Genomic DNA, 16,450 nt, shown 5'->3' with positions numbered 1-16,450 from the left:
ATATTCTTATCTGGCTAAATGTAATACATCTGACCTTTCTGTAAACGTGCCTCTCGCTGGTCACACAAGTCTTGGATAGTATATTGGCTCAAAATAGCTTGTGCAGCTAAATCTGCTTGTCGCCAAATCCCCGTCACCAAGGTTTTTTCGAGATTTTCTTGAGAAGAAGATTCTTTTTCTTTTTGCTCTCCATCCAACATAATAACCACCTCTAACAACGTCAGTTGTCGAGGTTCGCGTACCAAAATAAAGCCCCCCCTCGAACCACGCTGACTCTGCACCACACCCGCCCGTCGCAGATTGGAAAGAATCTGCTCTAGATAACGCTCTGGTATGGGATGCTTGGCGGAAATATCGCTCATAGTTGTGGGCGTTTTCTGAGCATAATGGTTGGCTAGTTCTAGAAGCGCCAATAGAGCATATTCGACCTTCGCAGATAGATCTAAGAGGGTATAGTTTTGTTTATTTAAGCTCTCTGTCATTATACTACTGTTATTTGGTAGGCTTATTGTACTTTAAATAAGACAATTGCTAAACACAATGTTCACACAGATACAGTTATCCGATCGCATTTAAAGTACCATAATTCTATCAGGTTATCGGTGTTTGGTTATAAAGCTCTTTATTTAAGGCTGAATTAGTTTAGGTAAACTTTGTTGGTTCAAGCCGAGCTAATTTCAGGTGGTAATAAATATCACCACATATTTAAACCACGTCTTCGTTTCTAAATGTAAAATTATGCTGCTAACTGACTTACGCACAATTTCTGAACGCGATCCCGCAGCCCGCAATTGGCTAGAGATTCTATTTTGTTATCCTGGCGTTCAAGCCTTGATGTTTCATCGCCTTACCCATTGGTTGTACAAAATTGGGATTCCCTTTGTGCCAAGATTTATTTCTACTATCAGTCGGTTTTTGACAGGAATTGAAATTCACCCAGGTGCAAAAATTGGTAAAGGCGTATTTATCGACCACGGTATGGGTGTAGTCATTGGCGAAACTGCGATCGTGGGCGATTATGCATTAATTTATCAAGGTGTCACCCTTGGCGGTACGGGAAAAGAAACTGGTAAACGCCATCCTACCTTGGGTGAAAATGTCGTTGTCGGAGCAGGTGCAAAAGTATTAGGTAACATTCAAATTGGTAATAATGTTCGTATTGGTGCAGGTTCAGTAGTTTTGCGCGATGTCCCTAGTAACACGACTGTGGTAGGAATTCCTGGGCGCTTGATTCGTGCAGAAAATACTGGTGTTTTGGAGCATGGAAAAATCCGAGATGTAGAAGCAGAGGCGATTCGCGCCCTCTTTGAACGTGTGAAAAATTTAGAACAGCAGGTAGAAAAGTTAGATGTCAATAACGTTTATCTATCCAACAACCTAGAGAACAAAGAACACCTTGACGAGGCTATAGCTGAGAGTGACTTAGTGATTGAAGAGTTTTTGGATGGCGCAGGAATTTAGGATATTTCGTAATTGCATCCACACTTAAACCTCCTCGTTCAACTCTTTAATGATGAGTGAGGAGGTCTAAACAAAATCACTATCTTCAGCTATTAGCAGTAGCAAACACCTTTGTTTGTTTTGGTTTGATGTGAACGCGTTGACCTTTTTCTAGCTGAAGTTGATAGAACTGTTCTCGGCTAAGATGAGCATTGAGTATTTCACCAGACCGCAATCCTAACTCCACACGAATTTCCCAACCGAGGTGAGAAATCCTCTCAACGATCGCAACAGTACTATTTTCCTCAGCATTCTTTCCAATCAAGATATCGTGGGGACGCAAAAACACTTTTTCATCAGGAGACAATGTAGTTTTGTGAGGAATGATATCGACATGGCTGGATAGAACATTTACAGGGCCAATAAAACTCATCACAAATGGTGTCGCTGGGTTATCGTAAATCTCCTCTGGTTTACCGACTTGTTCGACCCTTCCTTTATTCATCACCACAATTTCGTCAGCCACTTCCATTGCTTCTTCTTGGTCGTGGGTGACAAAGACAGTCGTAACATGAACCTCTGAATGCAGATTGCGTAACCACATCCGCAAATCCTTACGGACTTTAGCATCTAGTGCCCCAAAAGGCTCATCTAACAATAGGATTCGGGGCTGCACAGCTAAGGAGCGTGCTAATGCAACCCTTTGTCTTTGTCCACCAGATAGCTGAGAAGGATAGCGATCGCCAAATCCCTGCATCTGTACCAATTCCAACAGTTCATCAACCCTTTGGCGGATGCGGTGTTTAGGATGTTTACGCAAATCCATCGAGAAGGCAATATTCTCACGTACTGTTAGATGTTTAAACAGCGCGTAATGCTGAAAAACAAATCCAATATTGCGTTCTTGTACGCTACGGTGTGTAGCATTTTCGCCCACTAACCAAATTTGACCGCTATCGGGAGTTTCTAAACCAGCAATTATGCGTAGTAATGTGGATTTTCCGGAACCGGAAGGGCCTAATAAAGCCACCAGAGAATCTGTCTTTATATCTAAATTCACATTATCAACAGCATAAAAGCTTCCGTAGTGCTTGGAAACGTTTTCTATTAAGATCCCCATCGTTTTTGACTTCCAATTCGGTATATAGTTAATTAAACTACGTTTATTCTACTGATTTTTAGTATTTGATTAAATAATTAATATTTATGTATCCTATGTTACATATTACTGTGTTACTCAAAGATTAATTACCTTGCAAATTCAAGATTTATCGCTCAACATTACTAACTATCACCATTTATATTTGGCTTACCTACACCTTTGATATTTAAAATATTATGTATTTGAAACATAGAACCTGGTAATTCTCTGTCAAAACATTCTAGAGAATTAGTATTATTTATAGTTCTTATACAGTGAGATTAATAGTTAAGCAAAAAAATTAAATTATATCATCAACATTTAAATGATATAACCATTGAGAAAGGACGTGTCTAACCACAATGGTAACTGTAGTTTTTTTAAGTGATTAAAACTAGAAAAAAGTTGCTGGGGTTTACCCCAAATGTCTAAATCAAACCAGCCATCATCTTGCTGATTTGCTGGTAGCGATGCTGTAATAATATTGACCGTAATTCCATACTGAGAAACTAAGTCAAAGATAATTGGCTGGTTGTAGTAATCTTTCAAGACGCAAATTTGCAAGCGTAGTCGGCAAGATTGACCATTATAAATATCATAGGTTGGAGTATTTAAAGTGGGTGGTAAAGGTGCCAATTCTTTACTTACTTGCGGAAACATATGAAAACTAGAATTATGCTGCGCATCCCCAGAGATACTGAGATGCATTACATCTACTCCCAAATTCTGTAAATACAGCAAACCATCACAGATATGTTCAGAATTACCTTGAAGTTGCAAGTCAAACCAACCATAATTTTCTGTATCTGTCAGCATCGCCGCTGTGATATTGACTGTAACACCATAGCGCGACACCAAACGAGAAATTAAAGGTTGACTTTGGTAATGCTGAGGTATACGAATACGGCTATCAACGGGAGTGGTTTGAGGTAATTTCTTACGTGGCATAGGAATATGCAAGGGGTGAAAGTTTCATCACCAACTACTGACACTGTTTTCGTCCCAGATTTCTAGTTCAATTTCCTGAAGATGCTTGATAGCATTATCTATCTGTGCTGTTTTTCCTTGTAAATCGAGGTTAAACCAACCATCACCAACAGCGTTTGCGCCTAAAATCGCGGCTGTAATATTGATAGTGAGGCCATAATCTGAAACTAAGCGGGAAATCACAGGTTCTTGATGATAATTTCTGGGAATTCGCAGGCGAATTTGTTTGTGAACGATCTGATTTTTAGCAACCATATCCAAATTATCTATTTGTTAGAAATCAAATAATTACATATTCTTCTGAAAGAGGGTATAGGGGTATAAGGTTGTATATTAATTCTCCAAATATGGGTTTAGCCTATCACCCTAAATCATCTAAAAAAAGATAAAAAAATAGCAGATGGGGATAAACTTACCAACTGCTATTGAGGAAGGAGTAACAAGAACTCTGAGCAACTAACCAGCATGGGTCAATTCTTTAGCCAAATTCTGAGAATGATTCACTGCTAAAGCAAACTCTTTGAGGCTATCTTGCAACCTTTGGTCTATTTCTTCATCAAGTTGCACGCTACCATCAGGCTGAATTTGAATTTGCTTATCGACTGCGTAAACTGTACCCAATATATGACGTGCGCCTAGTTCGGATAATACAGGTTTTAAGGCATACTCTATTGATAATAAATGAGCAATCGTACCACCTACTGCTAGAGGTAGCACAACTTTTCCTGCTAAAGCTTTTTGGGGTAATAAATCTAAAAATGCTTTAAGTACACCTGTGTAAGCTGCTTTATAAATTGGAGTGGCAATAATTACACCGCTTGCTTTTTCTAGCAGTGCTTTTGGTTGTTCTAATGAGGCACTATTGTAACGTCCATAAGCTAAGTCTTCAGCAGGTATATCTCGGACTGAGATAATATTTGTATTTAATCCTTGCCGTGACAGATTTTGAACAGCGTATTCTACAAGGGCGTAGGTTCTAGAAGGATGAGTGGGACTGCCGGCGATCGCTAATATATTTGTCATGTTGAGTGAGACCTTTGAGGATTTTTAAATGCAGAGGTGTGAGGAGGGAGTAACCCGCAAACAGACATGAAAATATGATACCGTCTGGGGAGAGCATCAGGGGGATGAAGGAGTGTGGGGAGTTTGGGGAGACAATGACAAATGCCAAATGCCCAATACCCTATTTTTAATCTACAGTAGCGATCGTCTTTTCTTTGGTTGGTTGTCTGGGGAAGTCTTGATTAGCTACAACTTCACCAAAGGGACTCAGTAGTTGTGGTTCCACTGCTGGTTGATTTTGTAGCGGTAAACGAGGGAAGAGTAATTCTGCCACTCGATAGGCCTCTTCTAGGTGGGGATAACCAGAGAAGATAAAAGTGTCGATACCTAATTCTTGATATTCCAGCATTCTTTGAGCTACGGTATCAGGATCGCCTACTAAGGCAGTCCCCGCACCACCACGCACTAAGCCAATTCCTGCCCATAAATTCGGGCTAATTTCTAAAGCTTCTCGACTACCGTTGTGTAGTGTTGTCATCCGGCGTTGTCCTTCGGAATCCATGCGTGCGTAGGCTTGTTGGGCTTGAGCGATCGCATCTTCATCGACATAGCGGATCAAATCGTTGGCAGCATCCCATGCTTTACTTTCAGTCTCTCGGACAATTACGTGCAGGCGAATCCCAAAACGTAACGTTCTACCTTGGGCTTCTGCTAATTTACGTACAGAGGCAATCTTTTTGGCAACTTGTTCTGGTGTTTCGCCCCAAGTTAAATATACATCTACGTGTTTGGCAGCAATTTCTTGCGCGATAGGGGAAGAACCGCCAAACCACAGCGGCGGATGAGGCTTCTGAACTGTAGGAAATAACAGCTTACCACTTTGGATATTCAGATAATCTCCTTGGAATTCGGCAGTTTCTCCAGCGGCTATCTGTCGCCACACTGCTAAAAATTCGTCGGTTAATTTGTAGCGATCGTCATGAGAAAGATGCAATCCATCTCCTGCCAACTCTACCGGATCGCCCCCAGTAACGACGTTAATTAACAATCGTCCACCAGAAATGCGATCGAATGTAGCTGCCATTCGTGCTGCTACTCCCGGTGACATTATACCCGGACGTATGGCTACCAAAAACTTCATCTGCTTGGTGTGTGTCACCAAAGTTGATGCCAAAATCCAAGCATCTTCGCACGAACGGCCTGTAGGTAGTAATGCTCCTGTAAAACCCAAATGATCCACAGCTTGAGCAATCTGTCGCCAGTAATCAAAGTTGACTACGCGCCCACCTATAGCAGTACCAAGATAGCGCCCTTCACCGTGAGTCGGAATAAACCAAAGTAGCTGCATGATATCTATGTCAGAGCAAGATTTCCAGGTTCTTTTTTAACTACGGTAACTTGATAAAACTACCGCATTTTTAAGATAACTCTTAGACTATCGCACAGCTAGTTGGTTAAATCAATACCTTTTTGCCATAAAAATACGATTACCCTACCGACTTATAGTAGTTTATCCCTTGCAGTTTTCTATGGCGTATGACATACTGACGATCAAAGTACATTAATTCGACCGATTTATAGTAGTATAAAACATGCCAGCACCTCTTTGGGTGCAAGGAATTAATCATGCTTAAAGATGCACAAGGACTAGTAGTTACAACAGATTCAGTCAAAGCGATCGCCGCTATTAACTGTTTCATCGAGCAAATGCTTGGTTATGGCAAAGATGCAGAAACAGCGATTTTGCAAGCAATTGCCGCAGATCCTACTTGTGCATTAGCTCATGCTTATGCAGCCGCTTATTATCTCACCCAAGAAAACAGCAAAGCTTGGCAGCGAGCTTTACCATATCTGCAAACAGCACAACAGAATTTCGCCAAAATTACGGAAAGAGAAAAGTTATATGTGCAATCAATTTTAGCTTGGGCAAATCAAGAGATTGATATCGCGATCGCCTTGCATGAAGAGATTACCAATAAGTTTCCCCGCGATCTCATCTCTGTGCAGCAGGGACAGTATCACTATTTTTACACTGGTGAAAAAGAGAAATTGCTGCAAATAGCCCAGAAAGTGTTACCTAGCAATCCAGAGAATCATTATTTATACGGTATGGTGGCGTTTGGTTTAGAACAATGCCACCAACTCAAAGCAGCAGAAAGCATGGCACGTCAGGCGATCGCTTTAAATAGAAACGATCCTTGGGCGCATCATGCGATCGCTCATGTCATGGAAACTCAGGGAAGAGTCGATGAGGGGATAGCTTGGATGGAGAGTTTTGCAGACACCTGGGAAAACTGCAATTCCATGCTCTACACTCACAACTGGTGGCATATTGCACTGTATTATTTGCAGCAAGAAAACTACGAAAAAGTTCTTCAACTCTACGATACGCATATTTGGAAACGTGCCAACAAACAATCTCCCAAAGACCAAGTAGGAGCAATTTCACTATTATTAAGGCTAGAATTGCACGGTGTCGATGTAGGCAATCGTTGGCAAGGTATCAGCCCTTATCTTTACAGCCGGATTGACGAACACGCATTACCATTTCAAGACTTACATTATGTTTATGCTCTTGCCAAAGCTGGACATCATGACTGGGTAAACCAGATGCTTGTGAGTATGCAATATCACACTTTCAAAATCAATCCTTTTTTACGCCAGCGTTGGCTAGAAGTAGCAATACCTGCTGCTAGAGGCATGGTAGCTCATGCCAAAGGGGATTTTCACACAACTGTTGCAGAACTCAAATTTGTTTTACCACGCTTGCATGAAATTGGCGGGAGTCATGCACAACGAGTTTTATTTCGCCAAGTTTATCAAGATGCAGTGTTATCGGTGCAAAAGCAGAGTTGGGTTTATGGTGTTACTGCTTGATGTGAAAGTATAGATAACTTACGATTCACCAAGAACGAAAGATTTTTACCTGGTTAAACATCAAAATTGATAGCAATTTTAAAAAAGAATTTGAAAGATTGGTAGGGGCACAAAATTGTTGTGCCCTTACAAATAATTTATATGTTATCAACATTTTGTATCTTGCAGCATCGTCTTATTGCAAAAAATACAGCCTAAAAAACCGATTATTTTGTAAGGGAGTCACCCTAGTGCGTGGGGAGAGCATTGAGAGATATCCTATTCATAAATATGCTTGACTTTGTATCAAGACAAATTAACACAAGAGCGATCGCTGTAAATTTTATTCAATATATAATAATCTGCCAATTTTACGGTTGCAAAACGCCTAACTCCAAATTGCTTCATCACTTTTAGCATCTGCGTATCTGGTTGGAGTAACGCTAACTGCATTTGCTGAATTAAAGATATACCCAAATGCTGTGCTACTACTAACGGTGGCATTGGTGAAGGCCCTAATATTTCCACCACACGCAAATGTTGTGATAATTCGGGAAAATTTTTTAATTCTTGTTCTAATACCACACTGTCAATCGCTGCACAATCTGCCAATCCCTCAACTACCCAGCGAATTGAATGCTGATGAGAACCCGATTGTAGGGTTTTACCAAAGAAATTTTCTGGATATGTTTCTTGAGTTAATCTATGGCAGAGTAAATTGTAACCACTATTAGAACCAGGGTCGTTATAGCAAAATGTTTTTCCTGTTAAATCTGTAAACTTTTTGAGATTACTATTAGCATTAACAATTACATCTGCATAGTAAATAGGTTGGTTGCCATAACGAGATGATTGCATCACAGGAGCAACCAATGTCTGCAATTGATTTAAGACTATTTGACTATAGCGTATTAGCGGTAATCCACAAATAAAAGCTAGGTCTATCTGGTCTTGAAATAATAAAGGGTCTTCTAAAGGGTCATATTCACTTTGTTGCAATTGAAATTCTACATTTAAAACACGACTTAAATAAGTTGCGATCGCTTGATAAAATCCAAACCAATTGGGAGCTAGATAAGATACAACTCGCAACCTTTTATATATGCTCATTTTGTTCTATAACAGTGCGATGCTGGAAGGCTTGAATTAACTTTTTTCCAGACCAATGGATATATAAAAAGCCCAAACTGGCAAAGGTCAACAACATAATACCGAAAACTGTTGTATACGCTTTAGTATGCCACCGCAGGCGCTCAATCAAAGCCGTGCCGAGTTGTATTATCTTCCACAATAAATTATGATTTACTTTTTGGCTGTTTTGGATATCTTCAATATTGATATGTTGGGCTAATGCCATTTCTACCTTTACCTTCGATTTAGTAAATACCTTTAAGTCGATTGACTTACTGTAGATTATATTCCATATTGTCTGATTTCGTCAAAAATAAAAGCAGCTATAAGTATATAAAGTTCAAATCGGCATCAACTCAGAACCGCGATTCTTATTCATTAATTGCTAAGTGTCTAGTGACGATATTAAAGAAATAAGGTGGAATAAACCACCTTAAGCAACAGAATTCGAGGTTTACTGTGGCTGAAACTTTTAAGAATATTGCGTAACTAAAGGTAATTCATGATTAAGTACCCAATTCCCAATATCACGCAATTTATAATCTACAGGATCGTGGAGAGTGAAAGTACGTAAATCTCGCCAATAACGGTCAAATCCGTATTTACTCCCTGTAGAACGAGTTCCCATAACTTCAAAAATATCTGTGGTAATAGCCAAACCAACACGAGTAGCAAAAGCCTTGGCTGCAAAAACAGAAATTGCTACTTCTCCTCTTTCTTCAACAGTTAGATCGATTTCTTTGTCCCATGCTTGTTGTACTTGAGTAGCAGCTTTATCGGCTAAACTAATTGCAGCTTGCAATTCTGTCCACAAGTTGCCATAGTGATGCAAAATATATGGATCTTGACTAGCACTATCAACACCAGATGTAATCCAAGGTTTGGTTTGAGTAATAGTGTATTGTTTGGCAGATGCTAATGCTCCTTCTGCAATTCCCAAATAAACATATGTTTTCGTCAGTTGGGCGATGATTCCCAAAAATGTACTAAAAGCACCATTAGGAGGAGTAGGATATCCCAAAATTTCATCTTTTTTCACCACAACATCGTAAAAAGTGAATGTATCGCTATCTGTGCGTCTTTGCCCAATATTGTCCCAATCTTGGTTAGAAGCGATACCACCTCTATCTTTGGGAATTACGAATATGAAAGGTAGTTCTACACCGTCTTGAATGGCAGAGAAAACGCGGAAATCTGCAATGGCGACACCCGTACCAAAACTTTTGCTCCCATGAACGCGAAAATGTTCGCCCTCCGGGGTAATTTTTAACCTGGTATCTCTGGTGTTGATGGCATTTGCCCAAAATAAATTTTTCTCGGCAGTCTCCCGATAATATCTTTCTTTTTGCTCTGGTGTTCCCGACACATGAGCCAAGGTAGTTAAATTCAGATGGTTGCCATACAACTGTCCAATGGAACCGTCGGCTTTCGAGAGTTCTTGAACTATTTTTAAAGCTTCTACCCAAGTTGCACCTGTCCCACCATACTCTTTTGGTACAACCAAAGTTAGTAAGCCAGTTTCTCTCAGTCGTTGGATTTCTACATCTGGCAAGCCTGCTTTGTTATCTCTTTCAACTGCGGTGGCTGTCAGTTCCGTAGATAAAGAAGTAGCAACATTAATCCAGTATTTGGATTCTTCTTTAACTAATAGTTGCACCATTATCTATGATTCTCCTTCCGATGAGTATGGATGAGGAAATGGGAATTGGGAAACAACTTTGTGAAAGTTGAGATCAGTTGCGTCACGATGAGGTAAAGTTCCCCCAACCCCCAAGATTTAACCTTGGTATTGCTGAGTTTAAATATGTACTAGTCTCACAGAGAAATTACGTTGCGAAGCCGTTATTCACTTAGGGTTTTGGCAACATAATGACCTGATTGCTGGCAAATAAGATTAATTCAACTACAGGCCTTACACAACTGGCACATATATTTTCCGTGATGAGGGTCAAGAGTCAAAAGCCTAATTTTTGGCTCTCGATCGCCTCTACAGCAAAAAGATACCACTTGCGTCTGTCTTGACTAGTTAAATACAAACTACTATAAATCTATCGACTTACAGTAGCTTAATTATAGTATAGCAGTTTTGCATAGTTCGCTGTAAAAGGCAAGTATTTAGCGTTGCAGAATTGAAGTATGAATTCAAGCGATCGCGATCAAACTTATGCCAGCAAATACCTTGTTTTTAAAGAACTAGCCGATTTATGCCCCAATTTTGCCCGCTATTTTTATTTAGCTAAATTTTCTAACTTCAGATAGTGGAAGTAGGATTGACGGAAATCATATCCTATACGTAGCTAGAAGAACGCGCTTAATTCGTTGCTCAAGAGAAATAGTAATTTTTGTCTGATTACAAAAACAGGCAGAGTTACTAATTAGATGTTCAGTGTGTTTCAGGAAATATGTTGTTAATGGAGAAAATTTATGAATATTCTAGCTTGGATCGTTTTAGGACTAATTGCAGGTGCGATCGCAAAAATGATTTATCCCGGACATCAAGGGGGTAACATTTTAGGCACAATACTCCTGGGTATTATTGGTGCGTTCATAGGTGGAAGTGTATACACTTTGTTAACCACGGGAACGTTAGCCGTGACCTCAGCAGGATTTAGTATCGGCGGTATTATAGTCTCAATCATTGGTGCCATTATTGCTTTATGGCTTTACTACACCTTTACCCGCAGAGCCTACTAAATCAATAGCCTCTGTTGAGAAGTTGTGAAATATATGTCTTAAAGCAGAGAACAAGTAAAACTGCTACTTAGCAGAGGCTTTTGCAGAGCCACCCTATTGAATTAGTAACAGTTGTAAGACAAGCGATCGCTTAATTAGTAGCATGAAAGTTAATGAGAAATAAGTTGCGATCGCCAGTTATTAGGGAATGCCAAAATATTCTACCAGGCGCATCAGGAGAATGAGTTAAATAGTGCCAAGGGTAAAGACGTAGTTTTCAAAAGAGGAAGATTCAAAAATATGTATGGGTAATCTCCCCGCGAATCTTTCTATGTTGAGAGTATTGGCGAAACATTTGTAGTCAACGTCGTCATGTTGATGATGAATCAAATGACACTTTCTCACTTTTAGTTGCCACAAACTCTATAGTGGAATTAGGGAGTGGAGGAAGTTAACCTGTGGAACTAGTCACTCAGCAGGGGCGAAAAGCCAGCATTCTCGGTTTAGCAGCACAGCCGCAGCTAGATGTTAGCTCTATTTCAATAGCATTTGCGGCGGGAATTAATTACTTTTTCTTTTACAGCTTGGAGTATGAAAACTTCCTCAATGGACTAAAACCTCTCCTAGCAACAAACCGCGAGCAGATTTTAGTTGCTACTGGAAGCGAAAATCGAGATATCAATGCTTTACGCCGTTACCTTGACTCAGTGCGCCATCGGCTTGATGTTGATAGCGTAGATGTGTTTTTTGTGGAATATGTCTTTCCTGGCGATGATAGCAAACAAGTTCAGGCAGTGCTAGAGGAATTGCGATCGCAGCAAGAAAACGGACTGATACGCTATGTAGGAGTCACTACCCATAACCGACCGATTGCTTTAGACACGATCGAGCGCAACAAGTGTGACGTGTTAATGCATCGTTATAATATGGCACACCGCAAAGCTGAAGCGGATGTTTTACCGAGCTCTCACAAAACTGGTATTCCTGTAGTAGCATTCACGTGTACGCGTTGGGGTTCACTACTTACCAAGCATCCCAATTGGGAACTGCAACCACCCACAGCAGCAGACTGCTATCGTTATGTACTAAGTCATCCGGCGGTAACTCTGGCACTTACTGCCCCAAAAACTAAGCAGCAATTAGAAGAAAACCTCAGCGTTCTACAAACTCCGCCACTCTCTCCTGAAGAAGTAGCGAAGTGGCAAGAATATGGTGACTTAGTTTATGGCACTGGTCAAGATGCCTTTGATACTCAGTGGGCTTAACGAAGCGCAAGTCCTATTCTACCCAGCCTGTACAAATGCAATAGTGCTATTCCAAGTAACTGTTTGATTCAGCAAATACTGAGTGAATATTTCTTGTACAGCTCGTATTTCCTTGGCTGTCAAATTCCTCGCTAGACGGTCTGCATAAGTAGGGCGAGTTGGATTAGTAGCAAACAAGCGATTGATAAAAGCTTGGGTAATGTGCATCTGTGTGGAATTATGCTCAAGGGTCACTTCGACTACCAAAGATGCGATCGCAAAAGCTTGGCGCAAATCTTCAGCATCCCAGTTAAGCATTGGGTCTGTTTCTTCTGCATAAATAGCTTCTTCAGCCATGACTAACTTTTCATACAAATCCGAATCAAGCTGCTGGGATTCTAGTAACCGATAAAATCTTTGTGTATGACGCGGCACTGTCTCTGCTAGTACAATTACTCCCTGCGGTTGCAGTAAACTAGCCAAGATATTGGCGATCGCTACTTTATCTGGTTCAGAACGTAAGGCATTGCGTCCAATGATGCGGTCAAAGCGGATATCAGTGGTTTTTGTGGGTAACTCTGTTAATGTGGTTTGCAAAATTAGCGGACGCATTAATTCTGGCAGGGATGCGGCTTGTTCGGCTAAGGCATTAGCATCAGAATTAGTATGCACGCAAGCACAAACTCCACCTTCTGGGGCGTGGCGTATTGCTTCCCAGGTAAGTAAACCACTGCCAGCATTGATATCTAAAATGAGATGATGACGCTGCACTTGGGCGATATTAAAAATGCGATCGCGTACTTTTGCTAACTGTTCTCCTACTTGCGAAAGCGTGCGCTGCAACCATCGTTCTGAGTTGCGGTCTGTATTACCGTAGGTGAGGACTTCTTGCGGTGCAATACCTACACCTTCTACCGAAGCTGCTAGCTGCGCCTCGCGATGACGCGCCACGCGGGTAGCAATCTGTTGTTCGTAACCTTGGTCTGATGGTTGGTAAAAAACTTGTCCTTGCAAACTTAAAGGTAAGTATTGTTGCGCTACCCAATGATCGCGGTAAGCGTGAGGATAAAGATAACCAACTCCATGCCCAAAGCCTTTTTTATCACGGCTACCATCTTTGAGGTGTGTGGGAACTTCCGCTTCTCTTTCGCTTTCAACCGCAGCTAAGGCATCAAAAAACCCCATGATACTATTTGACTTTGGCGCATTTGCTAAATACAGGGTTGCCTGTGCTAAATGATAACGTCCTTCTGGCATCCCCACACGGTCGAAGGCTGCTGCACAAGCATTAATAATTACAACCGCTTGAGGGTCAGCTAGTCCCACATCTTCACTGGCTAAAATCAATAAACGGCGTAAAATAAAATGCGGGTCTTCGCCTGCATAAACCATTTTTGCCAGCCAATACAAAGCTGCATCTGGGTCAGAACCGCGGATACTTTTGATGAAGGCGCTGATTGTATCAAAGTGAGCATCGCCTTCTTTGTCGTATAAAACAGCACGCTGCTGAATTGATTCTTCTGCGACTGCTAGGGAAACGTGAATCACACCTGTGGTATCGGGTGGTGTTGTCTCTACCGCTAATTCCAAAGCATTGAGCAATGAACGCGCATCACCGTTAGCCACACTGACAAGATGAGCCAAGGCTTCTGGTGTAATTTGTACTTGCTTGTCACCATAACCGCGTTTTTTGTCTGTTAATGCTTGCTGGGCTATGTTGTACAAATCTTCATCGTTAAGTGGCTTGAGTTGGAAAATCCGCGATCGGCTGACTAAAGCTTTGTTAACTTCAAAATATGGATTTTCTGTGGTCGCGCCAATTAAAATTACCGTACCATTTTCCACCCAAGGCAATAGTGCATCTTGTTGGGACTTGTTAAAACGGTGGACTTCATCAACAAACAAAATTGTCCTTTGATTGTGGAACTTACGCCGTTCTTGGGCTTGGTCGATCGCGCCCCGAATCTCTTTGACTCCAGAAAGTACAGCATTAATCGCAATAAAATTAGCACGGGTAGTATTGGCAATCACCCGCGCTAAGGTGGTTTTACCCGTGCCTGGGGGGCCAAAGAAAATTAATGAGGATAGTTGATCTAAACTGATAGCACGCCGCAGCAGCCTTCCTGGCCCGAGAATGTGGTCTTGACCGATGAATTCATCAAGCATTCGCGGACGCATCCGTGCAGCCAAGGGTGCTTCTGTTTCTGTAATTTCCCTTAAATGCTGGTCAAATAAATCCATAAAATCTCGCTTCGGAGCAACCCAGTTCCCAGTTACATCAGCCACACCCAGAAGCATTACAGCTAAGATAGCCATATTGCTGCATCTATATTCTACAAATCTCAACTTGCCTTCATGAGTACAATCCCAACCTTACCCAACTACATCAACGGTCAGTGGTGTGCATCTACTAGCGCTACAGACTACTTAGATGTCATCAATCCTGCAACCGCAGAAATACTGGCGCAAGTACCTGTATCGCCTGCATCTGAGGTGAATAAAGCAGTTGCAGCAGCAGTGGCTGCTTTTGCAACATGGCGACGTACCCCAGCAACGGAAAGAGTGCAGTATTTATTTAAACTGAAAAATTTGTTGGAAGAACATTATGAGGATTTGGCGCAGACTATTACTATAGAATGCGGTAAGACTTGGGCTGAGTCTAAGGGTGAGATGCGTCGGGCGATTGAAAATGTAGAAGTCGCCTGTGGAATTCCGATGATGATGCAAGGGACGAATCTGGAAGATATTGCCACAGGTATTGATGAAATGATGATTCGCCAACCCTTAGGAGTGGCAGCGGTAATTTGTCCTTTTAACTTTCCGGGAATGATTCCATTTTGGTTTTTACCTTATGCGATCGCAACTGGCAATACTTATATTGTCAAGCCTTCAGAAAAGGTGCCGCTGACAATGCAAAGAATCTTCCACTTGCTACACAAAACTGGTTTACCTAAAGGGGTAATAAATTTGGTGAATGGTGCGAAGGAAACTGTCGATGCAATTTTAGATCATCCCCAAATTCGAGCAATTAGTTTTGTTGGTTCCACACCAGTAGCTAAATATATATATAGTCGAGGTGCAGCTAATGGTAAACGAATGCAATGCCAAGGTGGTGCGAAAAATCCCTTGATTGTTTTACCAGATGCAGACATGGAAATGACCACACGCATTGCGGCTGATAGCGCTTTTGGTTGTGCGGGACAGCGTTGTTTAGCTGCATCTATTGCCGTCACGGTTGCAGATGCACGTTACTCTTTTACAGAAGCCATAGCCGAAACTGCAAAAAACCGCGTGGTAGGTAATGGTTTAGACCAAAGTGTGGAAATGGGGCCTGTAATTGATAGTCGCAGTCAAAACCGGATTGAGGGATTAATTCAGCAAGGTGTAGAAGAAGGGGCAAATCTGTTAGTTGATGGGCGAAAACCAAAGATTTCTGGTTACGAACAAGGTTATTTTATTCGTCCCACAATTCTAGAGAACGTCAATCCAGCAGGTGAAATCGCCCGTACCGAGATTTTTGGCCCGGTACTGAGCTTAGTACATTTAGATACTATTGATGATGCGATCGCCTTAGTTAATAGCGGTCAATATGGCAATATGGCTTGTCTATTTACTAGCAGTGGCGCAGCAGCACGTAAATTCCGCTACGAAGCCGAAGCAGGTAATATTGGAATTAACATTGGCGTTGCTGCACCGATGGCATTTTTCCCCTTTAGTGGTTGGAAAGAAAGCTTTTTTGGCGATTTGCACGGACAAAGCAATCACGCTGTTGAATTTTTTACCCAAACTAAAGTAGTAATCGAACGCTGGCCTAGTAATTGGTCGCGTCAATTTTAATTGGTTATGGGGCATTGGGCACGGGGCATTGGAAGAGAGACAAATGGCTTTCTTAAAATCAGACAGTCTCAAGGAAAAAATTAGCTGCAATGTGCTAAAAATTGTTTCTTTCTCTGTTCCCTATTCCCTATTTTCAATA

Annotated in this window: 15 protein-coding genes; 5 read left to right on the top strand and 10 right to left on the bottom strand. The window is 41.4% G+C overall.

Going from position 1 to position 16,450, the window contains the following annotated elements; genetic code table 11:
* Window positions 1-14 precede the first annotated feature (14 nt).
* Window positions 15-482 (bottom strand): RrF2 family transcriptional regulator, encoded by a 468-nt coding sequence (locus AACU33_RS03000; RefSeq protein WP_096586976.1) that lies wholly within the window; start codon window positions 480-482, stop codon window positions 15-17.
* A 256-nt stretch (window positions 483-738) separates the two neighbouring features.
* On the opposite strand from AACU33_RS03000, the gene cysE reads away from it, so the two are divergent.
* Window positions 739-1,461, top strand: coding sequence for a serine O-acetyltransferase (gene cysE / locus AACU33_RS02995; protein ID WP_096586975.1), 723 nt, complete (start codon window positions 739-741; stop codon window positions 1,459-1,461).
* An 85-nt stretch (window positions 1,462-1,546) separates the two neighbouring features.
* Here cysE and AACU33_RS02990 read toward each other — a convergent pair whose 3' ends face one another.
* The 5 genes from AACU33_RS02990 to ssuD all read right to left on the bottom strand — a co-directional run bounded on the left by AACU33_RS02990 (window position 1,547) and on the right by ssuD (window position 5,918).
* Entirely contained in the window at window positions 1,547-2,560 is a 1,014-nt protein-coding gene (locus AACU33_RS02990; RefSeq protein WP_096586974.1) for a sulfate/molybdate ABC transporter ATP-binding protein, read from the bottom strand.
* A gap of 342 nt (window positions 2,561-2,902) precedes the next feature.
* Window positions 2,903-3,529 carry an NIL domain-containing protein gene (locus AACU33_RS02985; RefSeq protein WP_096586973.1) on the bottom strand — a complete coding sequence of 209 codons (627 nt, stop codon included), beginning with the start codon at window positions 3,527-3,529 and terminating at the stop codon, window positions 2,903-2,905.
* Between the two features lie 27 nt (window positions 3,530-3,556).
* Window positions 3,557-3,823, bottom strand: coding sequence for an NIL domain-containing protein (locus tag AACU33_RS02980; protein WP_096586972.1), 267 nt, complete (start codon window positions 3,821-3,823; stop codon window positions 3,557-3,559).
* A 201-nt stretch (window positions 3,824-4,024) separates the two neighbouring features.
* Window positions 4,025-4,591 (bottom strand): NADPH-dependent FMN reductase, encoded by a 567-nt coding sequence (gene ssuE, locus AACU33_RS02975; protein WP_096586971.1) that lies wholly within the window; start codon window positions 4,589-4,591, stop codon window positions 4,025-4,027.
* Window positions 4,592-4,757: 166 nt separating this feature from the next.
* Window positions 4,758-5,918, bottom strand: coding sequence for an FMNH2-dependent alkanesulfonate monooxygenase (ssuD, locus tag AACU33_RS02970; RefSeq protein WP_096586970.1), 1,161 nt, complete (start codon window positions 5,916-5,918; stop codon window positions 4,758-4,760).
* 278 nt (window positions 5,919-6,196) lie between these two features.
* Between ssuD and AACU33_RS02965 the strand changes: the two genes are divergently transcribed.
* Window positions 6,197-7,447: a tetratricopeptide repeat protein gene (locus AACU33_RS02965; RefSeq protein ID WP_096586969.1), complete on the top strand. Its 1,251-nt coding sequence runs from the start codon at window positions 6,197-6,199 to the stop codon at window positions 7,445-7,447.
* Between the two features lie 285 nt (window positions 7,448-7,732).
* On the opposite strand, the gene AACU33_RS02960 is transcribed toward AACU33_RS02965, so the two are convergent.
* From AACU33_RS02960 to AACU33_RS02950, 3 genes are all read right to left on the bottom strand, one after another.
* Window positions 7,733-8,536 carry a phosphate/phosphite/phosphonate ABC transporter substrate-binding protein gene (locus AACU33_RS02960; RefSeq protein ID WP_096586968.1) on the bottom strand — a complete coding sequence of 268 codons (804 nt, stop codon included), beginning with the start codon at window positions 8,534-8,536 and terminating at the stop codon, window positions 7,733-7,735.
* Window positions 8,523-8,783, bottom strand: coding sequence for a hypothetical protein (locus tag AACU33_RS02955; protein WP_096586967.1), 261 nt, complete (start codon window positions 8,781-8,783; stop codon window positions 8,523-8,525). The genes AACU33_RS02960 and AACU33_RS02955 overlap by 14 nt, the downstream gene beginning before the upstream one ends.
* A 246-nt stretch (window positions 8,784-9,029) precedes the next feature.
* A complete protein-coding gene (locus AACU33_RS02950; RefSeq protein ID WP_096586966.1) occupies window positions 9,030-10,217 on the bottom strand; it encodes an acyl-CoA dehydrogenase family protein in 1,188 nt (395 codons plus the stop codon).
* A gap of 764 nt (window positions 10,218-10,981) precedes the next feature.
* On the opposite strand from AACU33_RS02950, the gene AACU33_RS02945 reads away from it, so the two are divergent.
* Together AACU33_RS02945 and AACU33_RS02940 are read left to right on the top strand one after the other, a co-directional pair.
* Window positions 10,982-11,251 carry a GlsB/YeaQ/YmgE family stress response membrane protein gene (locus AACU33_RS02945; protein ID WP_096586965.1) on the top strand — a complete coding sequence of 90 codons (270 nt, stop codon included), beginning with the start codon at window positions 10,982-10,984 and terminating at the stop codon, window positions 11,249-11,251.
* 437 nt (window positions 11,252-11,688) lie between these two features.
* Window positions 11,689-12,495, top strand: coding sequence for an aldo/keto reductase (locus tag AACU33_RS02940; protein ID WP_096586964.1), 807 nt, complete (start codon window positions 11,689-11,691; stop codon window positions 12,493-12,495).
* Between the two features lie 18 nt (window positions 12,496-12,513).
* Here the strand turns inward: AACU33_RS02940 and AACU33_RS02935 are convergent, their stop codons facing one another.
* Complete coding sequence (locus AACU33_RS02935; protein WP_339375723.1) at window positions 12,514-14,790, bottom strand: AAA family ATPase; 2,277 nt, start codon at window positions 14,788-14,790, stop codon at window positions 12,514-12,516.
* Window positions 14,791-14,829: 39 nt separating this feature from the next.
* Between AACU33_RS02935 and AACU33_RS02930 the strand changes: the two genes are divergently transcribed.
* The gene (locus tag AACU33_RS02930; protein ID WP_096586963.1) at window positions 14,830-16,311 is read left to right on the top strand and encodes a CoA-acylating methylmalonate-semialdehyde dehydrogenase; all 1,482 of its coding nucleotides are present in this window, start codon (window positions 14,830-14,832) and stop codon (window positions 16,309-16,311) included.
* Window positions 16,312-16,450: the final 139 nt, after the last annotated feature.

This window comes from Calothrix sp. NIES-2098 (assembly GCF_963875125.1).
In the GTDB taxonomy this organism is placed as follows: domain Bacteria; phylum Cyanobacteriota; class Cyanobacteriia; order Cyanobacteriales; family Nostocaceae; genus Aulosira.
This window is presented reverse-complemented; position numbering and strand designations above follow the sequence as displayed.

Bases quoted from the DNA above. Each gene is read 5' to 3' on its own strand.
- AACU33_RS03000 (WP_096586976.1), bottom strand. From the start codon at position 482: ATGACAGAGAGCTTAAATAAACAAAACTATACCCTCTTAGATCTATCT.
- cysE (WP_096586975.1), top strand. From the start codon at position 739: ATGCTGCTAACTGACTTACGCACAATTTCTGAACGCGATCCCGCAGCC.
- AACU33_RS02990 (WP_096586974.1), bottom strand. From the start codon at position 2,560: ATGGGGATCTTAATAGAAAACGTTTCCAAGCACTACGGAAGCTTTTAT.
- AACU33_RS02985 (WP_096586973.1), bottom strand. From the start codon at position 3,529: ATGCCACGTAAGAAATTACCTCAAACCACTCCCGTTGATAGCCGTATT.
- AACU33_RS02980 (WP_096586972.1), bottom strand. From the start codon at position 3,823: ATGGTTGCTAAAAATCAGATCGTTCACAAACAAATTCGCCTGCGAATT.
- ssuE (WP_096586971.1), bottom strand. From the start codon at position 4,591: ATGACAAATATATTAGCGATCGCCGGCAGTCCCACTCATCCTTCTAGA.
- ssuD (WP_096586970.1), bottom strand. From the start codon at position 5,918: ATGCAGCTACTTTGGTTTATTCCGACTCACGGTGAAGGGCGCTATCTT.
- AACU33_RS02965 (WP_096586969.1), top strand. From the start codon at position 6,197: ATGCTTAAAGATGCACAAGGACTAGTAGTTACAACAGATTCAGTCAAA.
- AACU33_RS02960 (WP_096586968.1), bottom strand. From the start codon at position 8,536: ATGAGCATATATAAAAGGTTGCGAGTTGTATCTTATCTAGCTCCCAAT.
- AACU33_RS02955 (WP_096586967.1), bottom strand. From the start codon at position 8,783: ATGGCATTAGCCCAACATATCAATATTGAAGATATCCAAAACAGCCAA.
- AACU33_RS02950 (WP_096586966.1), bottom strand. From the start codon at position 10,217: ATGGTGCAACTATTAGTTAAAGAAGAATCCAAATACTGGATTAATGTT.
- AACU33_RS02945 (WP_096586965.1), top strand. From the start codon at position 10,982: ATGAATATTCTAGCTTGGATCGTTTTAGGACTAATTGCAGGTGCGATC.
- AACU33_RS02935 (WP_339375723.1), bottom strand. From the start codon at position 14,790: ATGGCTATCTTAGCTGTAATGCTTCTGGGTGTGGCTGATGTAACTGGG.
- AACU33_RS02930 (WP_096586963.1), top strand. From the start codon at position 14,830: ATGAGTACAATCCCAACCTTACCCAACTACATCAACGGTCAGTGGTGT.